Below are 17,264 nucleotides of genomic sequence, written 5' to 3'. Positions count from 1 at the left end.
CAATGGGCCGGGCGGTGGGCGGTTGGGGCGTGCTCCCGAGGGGATGGGGCGCTTCCGCGAGCCTGCGCAGGACTACAGGCAGATCGCCGCCATCCAGGCGCTCAGCGTGGCGTTCCTCGATGCGCGCCTGAAGCAGCGGGTTTCCGCGCAAGACTGGTTGCAACGCCAGGCCCAGGGCTGGCTGGGGGATGCGGGGCGTCTGGAGGAGCGTCTGGCGCTGCCGGTAGCGGCGCCTTGAAGCCGCTGATGGTGGCCCTGGCCAGGGCCACCCGGAGTTTTTGCAACTCCGGGTGGCCGACGAAGGCCCGCAGACGCCCGAGCGTTTTTTCGTCCAGCCCCGTCCGTCGTTGCCACTCGGGGTCCAGCAGCGTGTGCCAGTTTTCCGGGATTGCCAGCCGTTGCGCGCCGGGCAGTCCCAGGGCGCGTAGCCAGGTTGCGAGATTCCTGGTGCGTGCCAGCTCCTGGCCGTGCAGCAGTGTCTGCACTTTCCTGGTGCCGAAGCCGGGAACCCGTAGCAGGCGTTGCCGGTCCAGCTCCAGCCAGGCCAGCAGGTCGGGCAGCAGGCCGGCGTCCAACAGGCTGGCCCAGGTGCCATTGCCGATTCCGGGAAGGTCCAGCCCCTGCTTGCTGCTCAACCATTGCAGCCGCGCCAGGAATTGCTGGCGACAGCCCGCTATCGGTCGCCAGCAGCTCAGTTCATGGAAGTCCGCGGGGTTCGGCACAGCCACAGGTGTACGCACACCGCTGCGCCATATGACCTGATCCAGATGGGGGATGGCCTGCCCGGAAAGCCTGACCGATACCTGATCCCCGGGGCGCACGTCCAGCTCCTGCCACTGCCGCAGCGAGCCCAGGCTGACACGGCTGACCCTGCGGTCGTCGAGCTGCACAGGTTGCAGTTGCAGCAGGGGGGTGAGGCGGCCGCTCCTGCCGACCCTGAACTCGACCGCGAGCACCTGGGCCAGGGCCCTGCGTGGCGGGTACTTCCAGGCCACCGCCCAGGCGGGTGGGCGGGCCTGCCAGCGTTGTGCCGGCGGGCGCCGGCCCTGGCGCAGCACCACGCCGTCGCTGGCGAACGGCAACGCTGAGCGATACCACTGCTGGCGCTGGCTGGCAGACTGTTCGAAGCTCTGCAGCGGCATGGTGAAACGCTGGCTGTCGAAACCCATGCGGCTCAGCCCCGCCAGCCGCTCCAGCATCGACTCCGGGCCATCCGGCCAGTCCCAGACGAACAGCCCGATCCGCTCGCGTGCTTCGTCGGACAGGCGCTTGCCTGCCATCGCGCCGGCCACCCTGGCGCGGGCACCGAGGCCGCCGAGGCGGGCCTGCACATGCCGTTCGAGCCGCCAGTACAGTTCGCCCTGCAGGACGACCAGGGGCCGTCGCAGCGGCAGGCTCCGGGGAATGGCCGGCAGTACCCGGGCACGCCCGGTCCAGTCCTGGCCGCTATAGCCATCTCCTCGGCTGATCGCTTGCCACAGTTGCCCGTCCCGATAGACCAGGGTGACCGCGACGCCATCGACCTTGGGCTGTATCCACAGGTCGCCCTGGCGCCGCTCGATCCAGTCTTCCACTTCATGCTCGCTGGCAAGCTTGCCCAGGCCCGTATGGGCAATCGGGTGGACCAATGGGCCGGCGGCTCCCGGGCTGGCCGCTGGCGTTCGCACGCGGGGGAAGCATGCTTGCCAGTCCAGCAGCCGGGCTTGTACCTGGTCGTATAGGTCGTCGTCGATCGGTGAGCGGCCCTGCTGGTGGTAGGCCTGGTCCCATGCCTGGATTTGCCGGTGCAGTGCAAGGATTTCGTCGCCGGCCCTGTCGGGTGGCCAGAGCGGGCAGGCGGCCTGGACCAGTAGTGGAATCCAGCCAAGCCAGGGGAGGAGGTATTTCATGGGGTGAGCTTCCCTGCTCGTTGTGGGACGCGGCAATTGTGCTCCTCGTGTATGGCGGCGTCCGTGAAGCAGTTCACAGATATTGAAATTCGCTCCGGGCGATCCTATGAAATCCCGCTCCATGGCCGTGGACGCTGGATAATCGTGCGCCGCCTCGTTGCGAGCGGATTGGCAATAGTTCAGGATCGTAGAGCGCGATCTCGGGCTCATCGTCCCTGTGCGAATGCCTGGTGGCGGGACGGGGCACGCGTGAATACATCCCTGTAGCTCTTCGCCGCCATCCCTGGCGGCGAAGGCCCCGTCCCGCCACCAGTCATCCGCACAGCCATCTTCTGCAGCGACTGTGGAAAAGAGTGCGACGTCATGGACGCCAGCGCCAGCGGCCTACGGTAAAACGAACACTCGATTGCCAATCCACTCGCAACGAGGCAACGTACTGGGCTCCAGGCTCCAGGCTCCAGGCTCCAGGCTCCAGGCTCCACGGCCATGGAGCGGGATTTCATGCGGTGGGCCGGCATGCCCGGCCGCTTTTCTCTACAATCGGCGGTCCAGCATGCTGCAGGGGCAAAATCGTGTCTTCCGTCATTTCCATCGAACAGCTTTGCAAGACCTACGCATCGGGCCAGCCCGCGCTCAAGGGCATCGACCTGGAGATCCGCCGGGGCGAGATATTCGCCCTGCTCGGACCCAACGGCGCCGGCAAGACGACGCTGATCAGCATCATCTGCGGCATCGTCAATCCCGGCTCCGGCCGGGTACTGGTGGATGGGCACGACATCCTCGCGGATTACCGCGCCGCCCGCTCCTGCATCGGCCTGGTGCCGCAGGAGTTGTTCAACGAAGGCTTCGAGAGCGTCTGGTCGACGGTGAAGTTCAGCCGTGGACTGTTCGGCAAGCCGCCGGCGCCCGAATACCTGGAAAAACTGCTGCGCGACCTGTCGCTATGGGACAAACGCAATGCGCGGATCAACGAGCTGTCCGGCGGCATGAAGCGCCGGGTGATGATCGCCAAGGCGCTGTCCCACGAGCCGAGCATCCTCTTTCTCGACGAGCCGACCGCCGGTGTCGACGTGGAACTGCGCCGCGATATGTGGAACATGGTGCGTGGCCTGCGCGAGCGCGGTGTGACCATCATCCTCACCACCCACTACATCGAGGAAGCCGAGGAGATGGCCGACCGTATCGGTGTCATTCGCAAGGGCGAGATCATCCTGGTGGAAGACAAGACGACGCTGATGCGCCAGCTCGGCAAGAAACAGTTGCGCCTGCAGCTCAAGCAGCCGCTGGCGGCTATCCCCGAGGCCCTGGCCGGGTATTCGCTGGCGCTGGCGGACGATGGCCATGAACTGGTGTTCAGTTTCGATGCGCAACGCGACAGCAGTGGTATCGCCGAGTTGCTGCGGACGCTGGACGAGCAGGGCATCGAGTTCAAGGACCTGCAATCGCAGGAGAGCTCGCTGGAGGAAATCTTCGTCAGCCTGGTGAGGGATGCGGCATGAATTTCCATGCGATCCGAGCGATCTACCTGTTCGAACTGGCACGTACCTGGCGCACTCTGTTGCAGAGTATCGCCACGCCGGTGATTTCCACCTCGTTGTATTTCGTGGTGTTCGGCTCGGCCATCGGTTCGCGCATGGCCGATATGGGCGGGGTCGGCTATGCCGCCTTCATCGTGCCGGGGCTGATCATGATGATGTTGCTGACCGAGAGCATTTCCAACGCTTCGTTCGGCATCTATATGCCGCGCTATTCCGGGACCATCTACGAAGTGCTGTCGGCGCCGGTTTCGTATCTGGAGATCGTCATCGGCTATGTCGGCGCGGCGGCCACCAAGTCGATCGTGCTCGGCCTGATCATCCTGGCCACGGCGCGGCTGTTCGTCGACTTCCAGATCGCCCACCCGCTGGTGATGCTGTTGTTCCTGGTGCTGACCGCGCTGACCTTCAGCCTGTTCGGCTTCATCATCGGCATCTGGGCCAACGGCTGGGAGAAACTGCAGATCGTGCCGTCGCTGATCGTCATGCCGCTGGCATTCCTCGGCGGCAGTTTCTACTCCATCGAGATGCTGCCGCCGCTGTGGCAGAAGATCACCCTGCTCAACCCGGTGGTCTACCTGATCAGTGGCTTCCGCTGGAGCTTCTTCGGCGAGTCCGATGTCAACGTGGCGGTCAGCCTGGGTATGACCCTGGGCTTCATGCTGCTGTGCCTGCTGGTGATCGGCAGGATCTTCCGCACCGGGTATCGGCTCAAGAACTAGAGTCACCCCACGGCTCGAGTATGGCAGGTGGCCGGGTGCTTGGGGTAGGGGGCGCCTGGTGCTCCAAGGGGTAGCGGCGTCGATCGTTCAGGTGCGCGCGGCGCCCCCTACGCAGCGCCGCTGTTGTCCACCGCGGCACTGGATGAGTGCCGCTCCCGCGGAGTCGCTGGATCAGGCGCCGGCCAGGTGTTCGTAGAGGATGGTGCTGCCGACCAGGATCAATACGACACCGCCGAGGATTTCCGCACGTTTGCCGATCACTGCGCCCAGCACGCGCCCGAGCATGGTGCCAATGGTCACCATCAGCGTGGTGGCCAGGCCGATGGCGAGCGCCGCGACGAAGATGTTGACCTCGACGAAGGCCAGGCTGAAGCCGACCGCGAGGGCGTCGATGCTGGTCGCGAAGGCCGTCACGGCCAGTAGCCAGAACGAGTGGCGCGAGGGCTTTTCTTCTCCCTCGCTGTCAGGTTGCAGGCCGACATGGATCATGTGCAGGCCGAGCAGCAGCAGTAGGGTGAAGGCGACCCAGTGGTCCCACTCGACGACGAAACGGCTTGCTGCCTGGCCGATCAGCCAACCGACCAGCGGTGTTATGGCTTCGATCGCACCGAAGATCAGGCCGGTGCGCAGGGCTTCGGTCAGGCGTGGCTTGTGCAGGCTCGAGCCTTTGCCGATGGCGGCCGCGAAGGCGTCCGTGGACATGGCGAAGGCAAGGAAAACGAGTGATACGAGGCTCAACGTGAATCTCCAGTCGGGCGTTACGAGTCAACGACACGACACTGCGCGCCCGACTGCGGCACAGGTCTGTCGTTGGTCTCGCCGATCCTGCTGGATGCCATGGCCACGGCTGTCGCCGAGAATGTTGACCAGGGCGTCACCACGAGCGTGATGACTGGCTACTCCCCAAAGAGGGGCACGAGTATACCCGAGGTTCCGCGTATGTGTGATTGGCGCGTACAAATTTTGCGGAGAAATAGTTGCGAAGTGTGGTGATTGTCCGGCTATTTAATAGATAATGACTCTTATTAACAAGCCAGTGACCAAGGGTCGTACATGCCAGCACTGCCTCCGGAACAGCATCCCCATACACAGATCGAGACGATCTACGAGGACCATCACTCCTGGCTGCAAGGCTGGTTGCGCCAGCGCCTGGGCAACACCAGCGATGCTGCCGACCTAGCACAGGATACCTTCCTGCGCCTGCTGGCCAGTCGGCGGCGTGAGCTGGTCGACGATCCGCGTGCATTGCTGCGTTACATCGCCCGGGGGCTGGTCATCGATCTCTGGCGCCGCCGCGAAGTCGAACGGGCCTACCTGCAATCCATCGCCCATTTGCCGGAAGCGCAGATCCCCAGCGAGGAAACCCGCCACCTGATCATCGACTCGCTGTTGCGCATCGAGGCCATGCTCGCCGGCATGCCGGAGCTGACCCGGCAGGTCTTCGCCATGGCGCAGTTCGACGGGCTGGGTCACCAGCTCATCGCCGATCACCTGGGTATCAGCCTCAGTACCGTGCGTCGCCACCTGCGCAAGGCACTGATCGCCTGCATCATGGCCGGTTGAGGCGATGAGCGAACAGGCTATCGACCCACGCATCGCCGGCGAGGCGGCCGACTGGGTGATTCGTCTGCAGAGCGGCCCGCTCGACGACGATGAACAGCAGGCCCTGGAGGTCTGGAGCCGGCAGAGTCCGGCGCATGCCTGCGCCTGGGAGCGTGCCCGGCAGTTGCTGCAGATGAGCGAGCGGGTGCCCTCGGCCCTGGGGCATGATGCCTTGCAGCGTCTCCAGGGCCTTGGCCGGCGCCGGGCGATGCAGACACTGGCACTGTTGATCGCAGCGCCTGCCTCTGGCTGGCTGGCCTGGCAGCGCCTGCCCTACTGGAGCGCCGACCTGCACACCGCCAGGGGCGAGCGCCGGACGTTGCGACTGGCCGATGGCAGCCAACTGGTGCTCAACACCGACAGCGCCGTGGATGTCGTCTTCGATGCCGGGCAGCGGCTATTACGGTTGCGGCGCGGCGAAATCCTCGTCACCACCGCCAGCGATCCCCGGCGTTTCGTCGTCGAGACGGCGCAGGGCCGGGTGCGGGCGCTGGGGACCCGTTTCAGCGTGCGCCGGCTGGATCAGCGCAGCCGGGTAGAAGTGTTCGAACATGCGGTGGAGATCACGCCGCACCAGGGCGCGGCACTGCGTCTGGAGGGAGGGCAGCAGGCCGCGTTCGGTCCCCTGGAAGTGAAGGCTGCCGAACCACTCGCGGACTATGCCGATGCCTGGGAGAGTGGCTTGTTCGTTGCCAACGAGCTGCGCCTCGACCAGTTGCTGGAGGAGTTGTCACGCTACCGCAGCGGCATCCTGCGGGTGCATCCGGGTGTCGCCGCAATGCGGGTTTCCGGCACTTTCCCCATGGGCAATGACGAACGTGCCCTGACCCTGCTGGAGAAAACCCTGCCGCTGCGCGTCAGCCGTATCAGTCGTTACTGGGTCAGCGTTCAGCCGCTGGAGTGAGTGGCCGCCCTTACAATGGAGGGCAGAGAAAATAAAGTTGAAAAAGAGTGAATGCTTTTTCGATTTGGTTCGGTTTACCCGATGAACCCCTCGCGCCTTGCCAACGGCGCATCATCCGGAATCGAACAAGGAGACCCGTCATGGGCGCCCGCCTTATCCCACCGATCGACCGCAGTCATACATCTCTGAGCCTTGCCATTCGCGCTGCCCTGCTGGGGCTTGCCCTGGCCGGGAGCGCTCCTTTGCTGGCCGAGCAATTGCCTGCCGAGGTGGCGCAGAGTCGCCAGTACAGCATTCCGTCCGGGCCGCTGGCTGCGACGTTGACCCGCTTCGCGGCGACCAACGGTATCGCGCTGTCCTTCGACCCCGCGCCGCTGGCTGGCAAGACCAGCCCAGGTCTGCAAGGCGACTACAGCCTGCGTCAGGGTTTTGCGCGCCTGCTGGCGGGCAGTGGTTATGTGCTGGTGGACAAGGGCGATGGAAATTACTCGTTGCAGGCGCTCACGGAGGGTGATGCCAGCCTGCAACTTGCACCGACCAGTATCGAAGGCAAGGCTGCGCAGAGTGCTTTTGCACCTGTTCCTGGGTATTTCGCCAGCAACGCCAGCAGCGCGGCCAAGAGTGACAAGCCGATCCTGGAAACCGCGCAGAGCATCAGCGTGGTCACTGCCGAGCAGATGGCCGACCGCAAGGTGAACCGCGTCGAGGATGCCGTCGCCTACACCGCTGGTGTTCGTGTCGGTGGTTCGGGCCTGGACCCGCGCTTCGACACCATCAGTGTGCGCGGCTTCGCGACCACGGAGAATGCTGACTTCCTCGATGGCCTGCGCAACGCCGGCAGTGGCTGGCTGGCCCTGCCGGCCCTGGAAGCCTATAGCCTGGAGCGTGTGGAGATCCTCAAAGGCCCGGCTTCCGTGCTGTATGGGCAGATCAGCCCTGGCGGAATGATCAACCGGGTGAGCAAACGTCCCAGCCTGCTGGCGAAGAACCAGATGGAGTTGCAGGTCGGTAACTATAACCACCGTCAGGGGCAGTTCGACGTGGGGGGCAAACTGGATGAAGCGGGCGATGTATTGGTGCGCACCGTCGGTATCTATCGCGATGCCGAATTTTCCACCGAGCAGATGAACAATGACACTCGTCTGCTGGCGCCTTCGCTGAGTTGGCAGGTCGACGATGACACCAGCCTGACCCTGTTTGCGCAGTATCAGGAGCGTGAAACCGCCGGCTCACCGATGTTCTACAGGGACGGTGACTACCTGACGGATTTCTGGCCAGGCGACGAGTATTTCGACAAGCTCGAGCAGCGCAAATGGTCGGTCGGTTACGAGTTCGAACATGCCTTCAACGACACGTTCAGCGTGCAGCAGAACCTGCGCTACAGCCAACTGGATACCACCAACCAGTACCTCGACTTCGCTGTCCGGAGCGACGGTCACACCTTCGACCGTACCGCCGCTGGCAGCTATGAGGATATGGCATCACTGGCGACCGATACCCGTCTGGTGAGTCGCTTCGCCACTGGTAAGTTGCAACACACCCTGGTCAGCGGAGTGGATTACGCCTGGATCGACACGGAGCTGCAATACGCCACTGGCGCCGCGCCGTCCATCGACCGTAACGCACCGAATCACCACCAGCCGGTGTCCCGCCCCGACACGGTCTTGGTTGACCGGGAAGGTCTTGAGCATCGCGCCGGTATTTACCTGCAGGATCAGATCGAGCTCGACCGCTGGCGTCTGTCTGCCGGCCTGAGGCGTGATTGGGTGCATACCCGCTTCAACGGTAATCAGTGGGGCAGCGACGTCAACAGCAAGGACAGTGACTCGGCGACCACCGGGCAGCTCGGCGTGCTTTACCTGCTCGACAATGGCCTGGCACCTTATGCCAGCTATGCGACCTCGTTCCTGCCACAGAGTGGTAGCAGCCTGAGCGGCGAGCGTTTCAAGCCGACCGAGGGTGAGCAGTACGAAGTCGGCCTCAAATACCAGCCGCCGGGTAGCAGCACCATGCTCACTGCGTCGCTCTATCACCTGACGCAGACCAATGTGCTGAGCCGAGATCCGGCCGACAGCAATTTCCAGTTGCAGACAGGTGAGCAGGTCTCGCGAGGGCTGGAACTGGAGGTCGTCTCCGATCTGAGTGACAGCCTGCGCATGACCGCCAGCTACAGCTTCAATGATGCCGAAGTCAGCAAGGATATCGACTACCGCGGCAAGGCACCGAAGAACCTGCCACGGCACCTGGCGGCCTTGTGGTTGGATTACCGTCTACCCTTCGGCCTGGGCCTTTCCGGCGGGGCCCGCTATACCGGCAGCAACTACCGCAATAGCGTGAACACCTTGAAGAACGAGGCTTACACCCTGATCGACGCTGGTGTGCACTATGACTTCGGCGCGGGGATGGACGGCGTACGCCTGGCCCTGAATGCACGCAACCTGGCGGACAAGCGCTATATCACCTGCCAGGACAGCTTCTGCTATCGCGGCGAAGCGCGCAGCCTGGTCACCAGTCTGAGCTATAGCTGGTAAGGAGACGGACATGTTGCGTACTGCACTGAAATACCTGGCTGCGATGGTGTTGAGCGGCCTGTCGTTCGCCCATGGCGAGTCGGTGACACTCGATGGCACCGAGCAATGGACGATGAAAAGCGCCGAGGGGCGCGACTACCGCATCATGATCAGCTTGCCGGAGGGTGACGTGCCCTATACCGGAGGCTATCCGGTGATCTACCTGCTCGATGCCAATGCCTATTTTCCGAGCTTCCATGCGGCCAAGCGGGCACAGGATCAAATGAAAGGTGCGATCCTGGTGGGCATCGGCTATCCGAGCGATACGCCGCTGGACTTCGATCGACGCGCCTTCGACCTGTCTCCACCGCAGCCCGCCGAGCGCAATACGCCACCTCAGGGTGGCCAGGACCTGTTTCTCGATTTCATCGAGCAGCGCCTGATGCCCAGAGTCGAGCAGCGCTTCAAGGTCGATCAGGACCAGCGCAGCCTGGTGGGTTGGTCCTTCGGTGGCATGTTCGGCATCTATGCCCTGTTTACCCGCCCGGAGTTGTTCCAGCATGTGGTCGCGGTGAGCCCGAGCCTGTGGTGGCGTGATCGCTATCTTCTGGAGCATGAGCGCGCTTTCACCCAGCGGGCGCATGCGGGCAAGCTGGACCTGACCCACCGCAGCCTGACCATGCTGGTCGGTGATCGGGAGATGCCACAGGAAATCCAGGACGTCCGCTCGCTGCAACTGCGTCTGGAGAACCTGTCGCAGTATGGTCTGCGCAGCGATTTCCAAATCGAGACGGGCGAGGACCATATGTCGGTGCCGTTCCGCGTGCCTAACCGGGTACTGGACGAGTTGCTGCGTACCCGGCGTTTCTGAGCGCTTGGGTCGACTTGCGGCAGGCTGTTTCGTGTGGCTTGTCGCTGATCGTCGAGCGGTTAAGGTTGGCTTAAGCTGGGGATGCTTCTGTATGCGGCCAGTTCTCCGTCTCCGAGGAAGCCGCCTTGCCCCCCGCCATCGTCCCCCGCCGTGCCGATGCCCTGTATTGGCTGTTCACCTGGATTGCGGTCGTGCTGCATCTGGGGCATCTGTTCGATGCTCCGCAGACGCCCGGTCTGGCGCTGTACCAGGGTGTATTGCTGGGCAGCTATGCCCTTTTGTTCATCGCTCCGCTCTGGTTGTTCGGGCGTCTGCTCGCGCCGCTGTCGCGTACGATTGGGCTGGTGGTTTCGGTGCTGCTGGCGGGCCTGCTGCAACTGCTGATCTATGCCGATGGCCTGTTGTGGTCGCTGTATGGCTTCCACCTCAACGGCTTCGTCTGGAATATCGTCACCACGCCGGGCGGCATCGCCGCGCTGGGCTCGTCCGAGTCCAGCCAGGTCGGTTTTGCGTTTATCGCTGCGGCCTGTTTCGTCGGACAGGCGCTGTTGCGGATATTGGCCGCTTTCGCCAGCCGCTGGCGTCCGTCACTGCCGACGCCCCGATGGCTGTGGGTGTTGCCGTTGTTCCTGTTGGCCACCCTGGGCGAGCGGGTCGGCTATGGCATCAGTCACTTCTATGGCTACAGCCCGCTGCTGGAGACTGCCCAGCGCATGCCGCTCTACCAGCCGTTGACCATGCGCCGCCTGCTGGAGCAGCGGTTGGGCCTGGAGCGGCCACAGCGCCTTGAAGTGGAGAATGTCGCGCTTAAGGGGCAGCTCGATTACCCGCAGGTGCCGCTGCGTATCGAGCCGCCGGGCAAGCCATTGAACGTGGTATGGCTGGTGGCCGAGTCCTGGCGGGCCGACAGCCTGACGCCACGGGTGATGCCACAGACCAGCGCCTTCGCCGAGCGCGCTCAGCATTTCACTCGGCACTTCTCCGGTGGTAATGGCACCCGTATCGGTATGTTCAGCCAGTTCTACGGGCTGCCGGCCAACCTCTGGTTCCCGGTGCTGGATGCCCGTGTCGGCAGCCCGCTGATCGACGTGCTGCAGCGACAGGACTACCAGATGAGGCTGTTCACCAGCGCCCGCTTCAGTTATCCGGAGTTCGACAAGACGCTGTTCGTCAAGGTACCGCCCGAGCAGATGCAGGCCTACGACCAGGGCCCGGGCTGGCAGCGCGACCGCAAGAATGTCGAGGACCTGCTGGGCTTCATCGACCAGCGCGATGCGCAGCGGCCCTTCATGACGTTCATGTTCTTCGAGTCGCCCCATGCCAACTACGAGTTCCCGCCGGAGTCGGTGATCGAGCCGGATTACCTGCCCGACCTCAACTACGCCAACATGAACCTGGAGCGCGATATCGGCGGGATTCACAAGCGCTACCTGAATGCCGTGCACCACCTTGACGGGCAGATCGCCCGGGTCATCGACCACCTGGAGCGGCGCGGGCTGATGGACGACACCTTGCTGGTCATCACCGGCGACCACGGCGAGGAGTTCATGGACAATGGCCGCTGGGGGCACAACTCTTCCTTCGTCGATGCCCAGTTGCGCGTACCGCTGGTGCTCTGGGTGCCGGGGCGCGAGGCGCGGCGGGAGGACATGCGCACCAGCCACGTCGACCTGCTGCCGACGCTGATGCCGCTGCTGGGCGTGCGTAACCCGGTGCATGACTACAGCATCGGCCAGAGCCTGTTCAGCCCCACCGCCCAGCGGTTGCTGGTGGCGGGAGACTGGGATCGCCTGGCGTTCCTCGGCGAGGAACACAAGGTGGTGCTGCCGTTCACCAGCGGTAGCATGCTGCCGATGCAGGCCAGTTCGGCCAGCGACCGGCCGGTCGGCGATCTCTCGAAGGTGCTGCAAGGCTTCATGCCGCGGATTCGCAGTGAATTGCAGGGTATTCGCCGTTTCCTGGCACATTGATCGCAGTCGCGGGCTTGCCCGCGAGCCGGGTGCGCCGTACATCGCGTTGTGCCGGTGCGCACGGCGCACCCTGAGACTTCCAGCCTGCGGCCATCGTCCATTCGTCCGACAAGGGAGCATCCATGCACAATTCCAGCGACGCCAGCGGCCTGAAGGGCCGCCGAGGCGTGGTGCGTATCCTGCGTGCCTTCGGCTATTCCCTGGCCGGGCTGCGCGCGGCGTTTTTCGGTGAGGCGGCGTTCCGGCAACTGTTGCTGCTCAACCTGCTGTTGCTGCCGGTGGCTTTTCTGCTGGATGTCAGCCGCGCCGAGCGGGCGCTGCTGGTCCTGGTGTTGCTGCTGACGCTGGCCATCGAACTGCTCAATTCGGCCATCGAGGCGGTGGTCGATCGCGTTTCCCTCGAACTGCACCCGCTTTCCAAGCGCGCCAAGGACATGGGCAGCGCGGCGCAATTGGTCGGGCTGCTGATGGTGGCGCTGGTGTGGGGCTGCATCCTGCTGTAGCCGTTTACCGCGGTTATCGCCTTGATGCTTGTTTCAGCCTCGTCTTGAGCTGGTAGCCTGGGTTGAGCGCAGCGATACCCAGGGCAGGCACTCGATGGGTATCGCTGCGCTCAACCCATCCTACGAGTTCACTCAGGATTCGAACGAACACTGGCCTCGGCAGCATGCGCAATGAAGGCGCTTGACCTTTTATTCAAAGACGTTGAAAGACCTGGTTGTTACAGGCCGGCGGCGGCGCGCAGGGCTTCGACCTTGTCGGTGCGCTCCCAGGTGAAGCTGGTGAAGCTGTCGTCGCCGACCGTCAGTTGCTCGGGCGTGCGGCCGAAGTGGCCGTAGGCGGCGGTGGCGCGATACATCGGGTGCAGCAGGTCGAGCATGCGCGTAATGGCGTAGGGGCGCAGGTCGAAGACTTCCCGCACCAGCTCGATGATGCTGTCCTCGGCGACCTTGTGGGTGCCGAAGGTGTTGAGCGAGATGGAGGTCGGCTGGGCCACGCCGATGGCGTAGGACACCTGGATCTCGCAGCGCTCGGCGAGGCCGGCGGCGACGATGTTCTTCGCCACGTAGCGGCCGGCATAGGCGGCGCTGCGGTCGACCTTGGACGGGTCCTTGCCGGAGAAGGCGCCGCCGCCGTGGCGGGCCATGCCGCCGTAGGTGTCGACGATGATCTTGCGCCCGGTCAGGCCGCAGTCGCCGACCGGGCCGCCGATGACGAACTTGCCGGTCGGGTTGATATGGAACTGGGTGTCCTTGTGCAGCAGTTCGGCAGGCAGCACATGCTTGACGATCAATTCCATCACACCGTCGCGCAGGTCGTTGTAGCTGACATCCGGGTTGTGCTGGGTGGACAGCACGACCGCGTCGATGCCGACCACCTTGCCGTTCTCGTAGCGGCAGGTGACCTGGGATTTCGCGTCCGGGCGCAGCCACGGCAGCAGGCCGGATTTGCGCGTTTCGGCCTGGCGCTCGACCAGGGCATGGGAGAAGCGGATCGGCGCCGGCATCAGCACGTCGGTCTCGTTGCTGGCGTAGCCGAACATCAGCCCCTGGTCGCCGGCGCCCTGGTCTTCCGGCTTGGCGCGGTCGACGCCCTGGGCGATGTCCACCGACTGCTTGCCGATGATGTTCAACACGCCACAGGTGGCGCCGTCGAAGCCGACATCGGAGCTGGTGTAGCCGATGTCCGAGATGACATCGCGGACGATCTGCTCCAGGTCGACCCAGGCGCTGGTGGCGACTTCGCCGGCGACGATGGCCACGCCGGTCTTGACCAGGGTTTCCACTGCCACGCGGGCGTGCTTGTCCTGGGTGATGATGGCGTCCAGCACCGCGTCGGAAATCTGGTCGGCGATCTTGTCCGGGTGCCCTTCGGACACGGACTCGGAGGTGAACAGGGAGTATTCGCTCATTTATCGGCTCCTTTCTTGCCGTAGGCGGTGACGCTTCGCGGGGAGGGTTTGGCGAAGTGCCGCAGTTGAATCTGAAAGCCATTCTTCAGGCCAATATAGAGACTTTCTCCGGGCTCCAGGCCGGCGCCAGCGGCCCAGCGCGCCAGGTCGCCCTGTTCGAAGCCGAGCCAGAGGTCGCCGCAGGCCTCGCGGGCCCAGCTCTGGTCGTGGCTGCACAATTCGCTGAGCAGCAGGCTGCCGCCTGGCTTGACCTTGTCCGCCAACTGGCGGAAGGCCTCGGCGGGGGTGGCGAAGTGGTGCAGGACCATGTTCAGCACCACGCAGTCGGCAGGCTCCTGCCGGGCCGTATCCAGGGCGTCGGCCAGCCTCAGTTCGACGTTGCCGAGCCTCCCCTCGATACAGCGCTGGCGCGCCAGTTCGAGCATGGCCTCGCTGTTGTCCAGCGCGGTGACGCGGGCGAAGCGCCGCGCCAGTTCCGGGAGGAAGGCGCCATCGCCCGGGCCGATTTCCAGGGCTGTCGCCTCGGGCGCGAAGTGCAGGGTGTCGAGCAGCGCCAGCAGGCTGTCGCGGTACTGCGGCAGGCCGGCGATCAGGTCCTGGCTGGCCTGGAAGCTGCTGGCCATGCGCGCGAAGAAGTCGCGGCTGATGGCGGCGCGTTGACGATGCGCGGCAGTGATGCGGGCTTGCAGCTCGGCGGGCAGCGGCAGGGCGTCGACCTCCTCCAGCAGCGCCGTGTGCAGGGCTCCGCCAGGTAGCGCGCGGCGATAGAAGATGGCGTTGCCTTCCCGGCGGGTGGCCACCAGCCCGGCCTGGGCCAGCACCTTGAGGTGATGGCTCATGCCGGATTGGCCAATGGCGAAAATCTGTGCCAGTTCCAGTACGCCGAAGGAGTCGTTGGCCAGCACGCGCAGGACGTTCAGGCGCAATGGGTCGCCGCCGGCCTTGCACAGGCTGGCAAGGTCGTCGCAGGGGTCGAAGTCCGTCTGGTGCGCGCGAAGTCTCATGAGGCCGCAGTCTAGTCGGGCACTTTTCGTACAGCAACAGCCATATCAAGAAATTTTGATATAGCGTGGCCGGTTATGGGCTTATTCCATTCAGCGCGAGAAAGGCCGAAGGGGCCGGGCTCAGGCTGACACCCTGGCGCCAGAGCACGTGGAAATCGCGCTCGATGCGCAGATCGAATACCGCCAGTTGCCGGAGTTCGCCGCTGGACAGTTCCCGCTCCAGGGCATGCCCGGACAGCCAGGCGATGCCCTGGCCATCCAGCAGCAACCGCTTGAGCGCCTCGGTGCTGCCGATGGCCATGTGTGCCCGCGGTTCCAGGCCATGGCTGCGATAAGCCTGCTCGATGCTGTTGCGGGTACCGGAACCGGGTTCGCGCAGGTACAGCGGGTAGTCCTGCAGGCTGCTGGCAGGCAGGCGCTTGGCCGCCGCCAGCGGATGATGGGCGGCCACCACCGGCAGCAGCGGATCCTGGGCCAGCAGGCGGTGGGCGTAGGCATCGCGGGCGAAGGGGCCTTCGACCAGCCCCAGGCTGATCAGGCCATCGTCCAGTTGGCGGGTGACGCCCGTGGTGTTGTCCATGGCCAGGCTGACGAAGACCTGCGGGTGGCGCTGGCGGAAGCGCCCGATCAAGGGCGGCAGCAGGTAGGCGCCCAGGGTGGCGCTGGCCCCCAGGCGCAACTCGCCCTGCTCCAGTTGGGCGAAGTCGCTCAGGTCGCGCTCGGCCGCCTGTTCCAGATTGAAGATGCGCTGGGCATAGTGCAGCAGGCGCTGGCCGCTTTCGGTCAGGCGTACGCCACGGGGCTGGCGGTCGAACAGGCGCTGCCCGAGGCTTTCCTCCAGCTCGCGTATTTCCCGGGTCACGGCTGGCTGGCTGATATGCAGGCGTTCGGCGCCGGCACTGATGCTGCCGGTTTCGGCGACGACGAGGAAGATCCTGAGGTGATGCAGGTTCATGGCAAACCATAATATGAAGATATGGATTTCATACTGGATATGTATTTTTAATATGGCAAGCCGTTCCATAGGCTGGACCCCGTCATTTCAAGCCTCGGGAGTCCCTGGCCATGCCTTATCATCCTTTCAGCCGCTTGCCCGAGCCGCTGGCTTTCATTCGCCACTTCACTCCCAACTGGTTCGCCATGACCATGGGCACCGGCGTTCTGGCCCTGGTGGTTGCGCAGTTGCCCTGGCGCCTGCCTGTTCTCAGGGGGTTGTCCGAGGGGCTCTGGGGCTTCGGCGTACTGCTGTTCGCGGTGTTCTCGCTGCTGTTCCTGGCGCGCCTGCTGCTGTTTCGCGATACGGTGAAACCCATGCTGCTGCATCCGGTGCAGTCGATGTTCCTTGGCGCCATTCCCATGGGGCTGGCGGTGCTGATCAAGGGCTTGCTGCTGTTCGGCGTGCCGCGCTGGGGCGAGTCCGTGCATGCGCTGGCGCTGGCCCTGTGGTGGCTGGATGCCGCGCTGGCGCTGCTGGCCGCCCTGGTCGTGCCTTACCTGATGTTCACCCGGCAGAGCCATGCGCTGGAGAAGCTCACCGCCGTCTGGCTGCTGCCCATCGTGGCGCCCGAGGTGGCCGCCAGCACGGCGGCGGCGCTGGTGCCGCAGCTGGCGCCGGAAGCCGCGCGGCAATTGCTGGTGGTCGGTTTCGTGCTCTGGGGTATGTCGCTGGCCCTGGCGTTCGCGTTGATTACCCTGGTGCTGCTGCGCCTGGCGCTGCACAAATTACCGGGCACCGATTTCGCCGCCACCAGTTGGTTGCCGTTGGGGCCGTTGGCCACCGGTTGCCTGGGGCTGCTGGGCATGGGGCAGGTGGCGCCGCTGGCGTTCGCCGGTACGCCGCTGCTCGGCGCCGCCGAGCTGGCGCGTGACCTGGGCTTGCTCGGTGGCCTGGCGCTGTGGGGCGCGGGGCTCTGGTGGCTGCTGACCGCGACGCTGTTCACCCGTCATTACCTGCGCGACGACATGCCGTTCAACCTGGGCTGGTGGGGTTTCACCTTTCCGCTCGGGGTCTTCACCCTGGCCACCTTCGAGTTGCAGGCGTTGACCGGCATGGCGGCATTCGGACTGATCGGCTTGCTGCTTGCCGCGCAATTGGCAGCCGTCTGGCTGCTGGTGCTGCTGCGCACCCTGGCCGGCATCTGGCATGGCGAGCTGTTCCGCGCGCCTTGCCTGATGCCGGCGAATAGCACGGCACTGCGCGGTTGAACGAGCGGAACCGGTGTGCTCGACAGGGGGCGAGAGCCATGTGCCGGGGCGGGGCTGGCCGTACGTATTGCCCTCCCGGCACTTTCTTCGATTGCCCCGCACGGCCTGCTGGGCGAAAATGGCCGCCTTTTCCGTGATCA

13 protein-coding genes and 1 pseudogene are annotated in these 17,264 nt (G+C 64.6%); 9 read left to right on the top strand and 5 right to left on the bottom strand.

The features are described from left to right. Positions 1-236: 236 nt before the first annotated feature. Positions 237-1,889: pseudogene (gene ligB / locus DNJ95_RS16130) on the bottom strand (NAD-dependent DNA ligase LigB); the annotation flags it as partial. 572 nt (positions 1,890-2,461) lie between these two features. Between ligB and DNJ95_RS16125 the strand changes: the two are divergent. Both DNJ95_RS16125 and DNJ95_RS16120 read left to right on the top strand, forming a co-directional pair. After that, positions 2,462-3,388: an ABC transporter ATP-binding protein gene (locus DNJ95_RS16125; RefSeq protein WP_131185751.1), complete on the top strand. Its 927-nt coding sequence runs from the start codon at positions 2,462-2,464 to the stop codon at positions 3,386-3,388. Beyond that, complete coding sequence (locus DNJ95_RS16120) at positions 3,385-4,146, top strand: ABC transporter permease (protein WP_131185750.1); 762 nt, start codon at positions 3,385-3,387, stop codon at positions 4,144-4,146. Before DNJ95_RS16125 ends, DNJ95_RS16120 begins: the two co-directional genes overlap by 4 nt. A gap of 171 nt (positions 4,147-4,317) precedes the next feature. Here DNJ95_RS16120 and mntP read toward each other — a convergent pair whose 3' ends face one another. Continuing rightward, on the bottom strand, positions 4,318-4,884 hold the full coding sequence (gene mntP, locus DNJ95_RS16115) for a manganese efflux pump MntP (protein ID WP_131185749.1): 567 nt from the start codon (positions 4,882-4,884) through the stop codon (positions 4,318-4,320). Between the two features lie 315 nt (positions 4,885-5,199). On the opposite strand from mntP, the gene DNJ95_RS16110 reads away from it, so the two are divergent. The 6 genes from DNJ95_RS16110 to DNJ95_RS16085 all read left to right on the top strand — a co-directional run bounded on the left by DNJ95_RS16110 (position 5,200) and on the right by DNJ95_RS16085 (position 12,506). Further along, positions 5,200-5,709: a sigma-70 family RNA polymerase sigma factor gene (locus DNJ95_RS16110; RefSeq protein WP_131185748.1), complete on the top strand. Its 510-nt coding sequence runs from the start codon at positions 5,200-5,202 to the stop codon at positions 5,707-5,709. Positions 5,710-5,713: 4 nt separating this feature from the next. After that, positions 5,714-6,652: a FecR domain-containing protein gene (locus DNJ95_RS16105; protein ID WP_131185747.1), complete on the top strand. Its 939-nt coding sequence runs from the start codon at positions 5,714-5,716 to the stop codon at positions 6,650-6,652. 140 nt (positions 6,653-6,792) lie between these two features. Beyond that, a complete protein-coding gene (locus DNJ95_RS16100; RefSeq protein WP_131185746.1) occupies positions 6,793-9,183 on the top strand; it encodes a TonB-dependent siderophore receptor in 2,391 nt (796 codons plus the stop codon). Positions 9,184-9,193: 10 nt separating this feature from the next. Then, a complete protein-coding gene (locus tag DNJ95_RS16095) occupies positions 9,194-10,033 on the top strand; it encodes an alpha/beta hydrolase (protein WP_131185745.1) in 840 nt (279 codons plus the stop codon). 125 nt (positions 10,034-10,158) lie between these two features. Then, positions 10,159-12,003: a sulfatase-like hydrolase/transferase gene (locus DNJ95_RS16090; protein WP_131185744.1), complete on the top strand. Its 1,845-nt coding sequence runs from the start codon at positions 10,159-10,161 to the stop codon at positions 12,001-12,003. Positions 12,004-12,125: 122 nt separating this feature from the next. After that, on the top strand, positions 12,126-12,506 hold the full coding sequence (locus tag DNJ95_RS16085; RefSeq protein WP_131185743.1) for a diacylglycerol kinase: 381 nt from the start codon (positions 12,126-12,128) through the stop codon (positions 12,504-12,506). A 218-nt stretch (positions 12,507-12,724) separates the two neighbouring features. Here the strand turns inward: DNJ95_RS16085 and metK are convergent, their stop codons facing one another. From metK to DNJ95_RS16070, 3 genes are all read right to left on the bottom strand, one after another. Continuing rightward, a complete protein-coding gene (metK, locus tag DNJ95_RS16080; RefSeq protein WP_131185742.1) occupies positions 12,725-13,915 on the bottom strand; it encodes a methionine adenosyltransferase in 1,191 nt (396 codons plus the stop codon). Next, positions 13,912-14,919 carry an ArsR/SmtB family transcription factor gene (locus DNJ95_RS16075; RefSeq protein WP_131185741.1) on the bottom strand — a complete coding sequence of 336 codons (1,008 nt, stop codon included), beginning with the start codon at positions 14,917-14,919 and terminating at the stop codon, positions 13,912-13,914. The genes metK and DNJ95_RS16075 overlap by 4 nt, the downstream gene beginning before the upstream one ends. A gap of 73 nt (positions 14,920-14,992) precedes the next feature. Then, positions 14,993-15,874, bottom strand: a complete 882-nt coding sequence (locus tag DNJ95_RS16070; RefSeq protein ID WP_131185740.1) for a LysR family transcriptional regulator — start codon at positions 15,872-15,874, stop codon at positions 14,993-14,995. A gap of 110 nt (positions 15,875-15,984) precedes the next feature. Between DNJ95_RS16070 and DNJ95_RS16065 the strand changes: the two genes are divergently transcribed. Next, positions 15,985-17,124 (top strand): TDT family transporter, encoded by a 1,140-nt coding sequence (locus DNJ95_RS16065; protein WP_131185739.1) that lies wholly within the window; start codon positions 15,985-15,987, stop codon positions 17,122-17,124. Positions 17,125-17,264 lie beyond the last annotated feature (140 nt).

Origin of the sequence: Stutzerimonas kirkiae, assembly GCF_004327335.1 — a bacterium.
Taxonomy (GTDB): domain Bacteria; phylum Pseudomonadota; class Gammaproteobacteria; order Pseudomonadales; family Pseudomonadaceae; genus Stutzerimonas; species Stutzerimonas kirkiae.
Note: the sequence above shows the minus strand (reverse complement) of the source record. Positions and strands in the feature narration are given on the sequence as shown.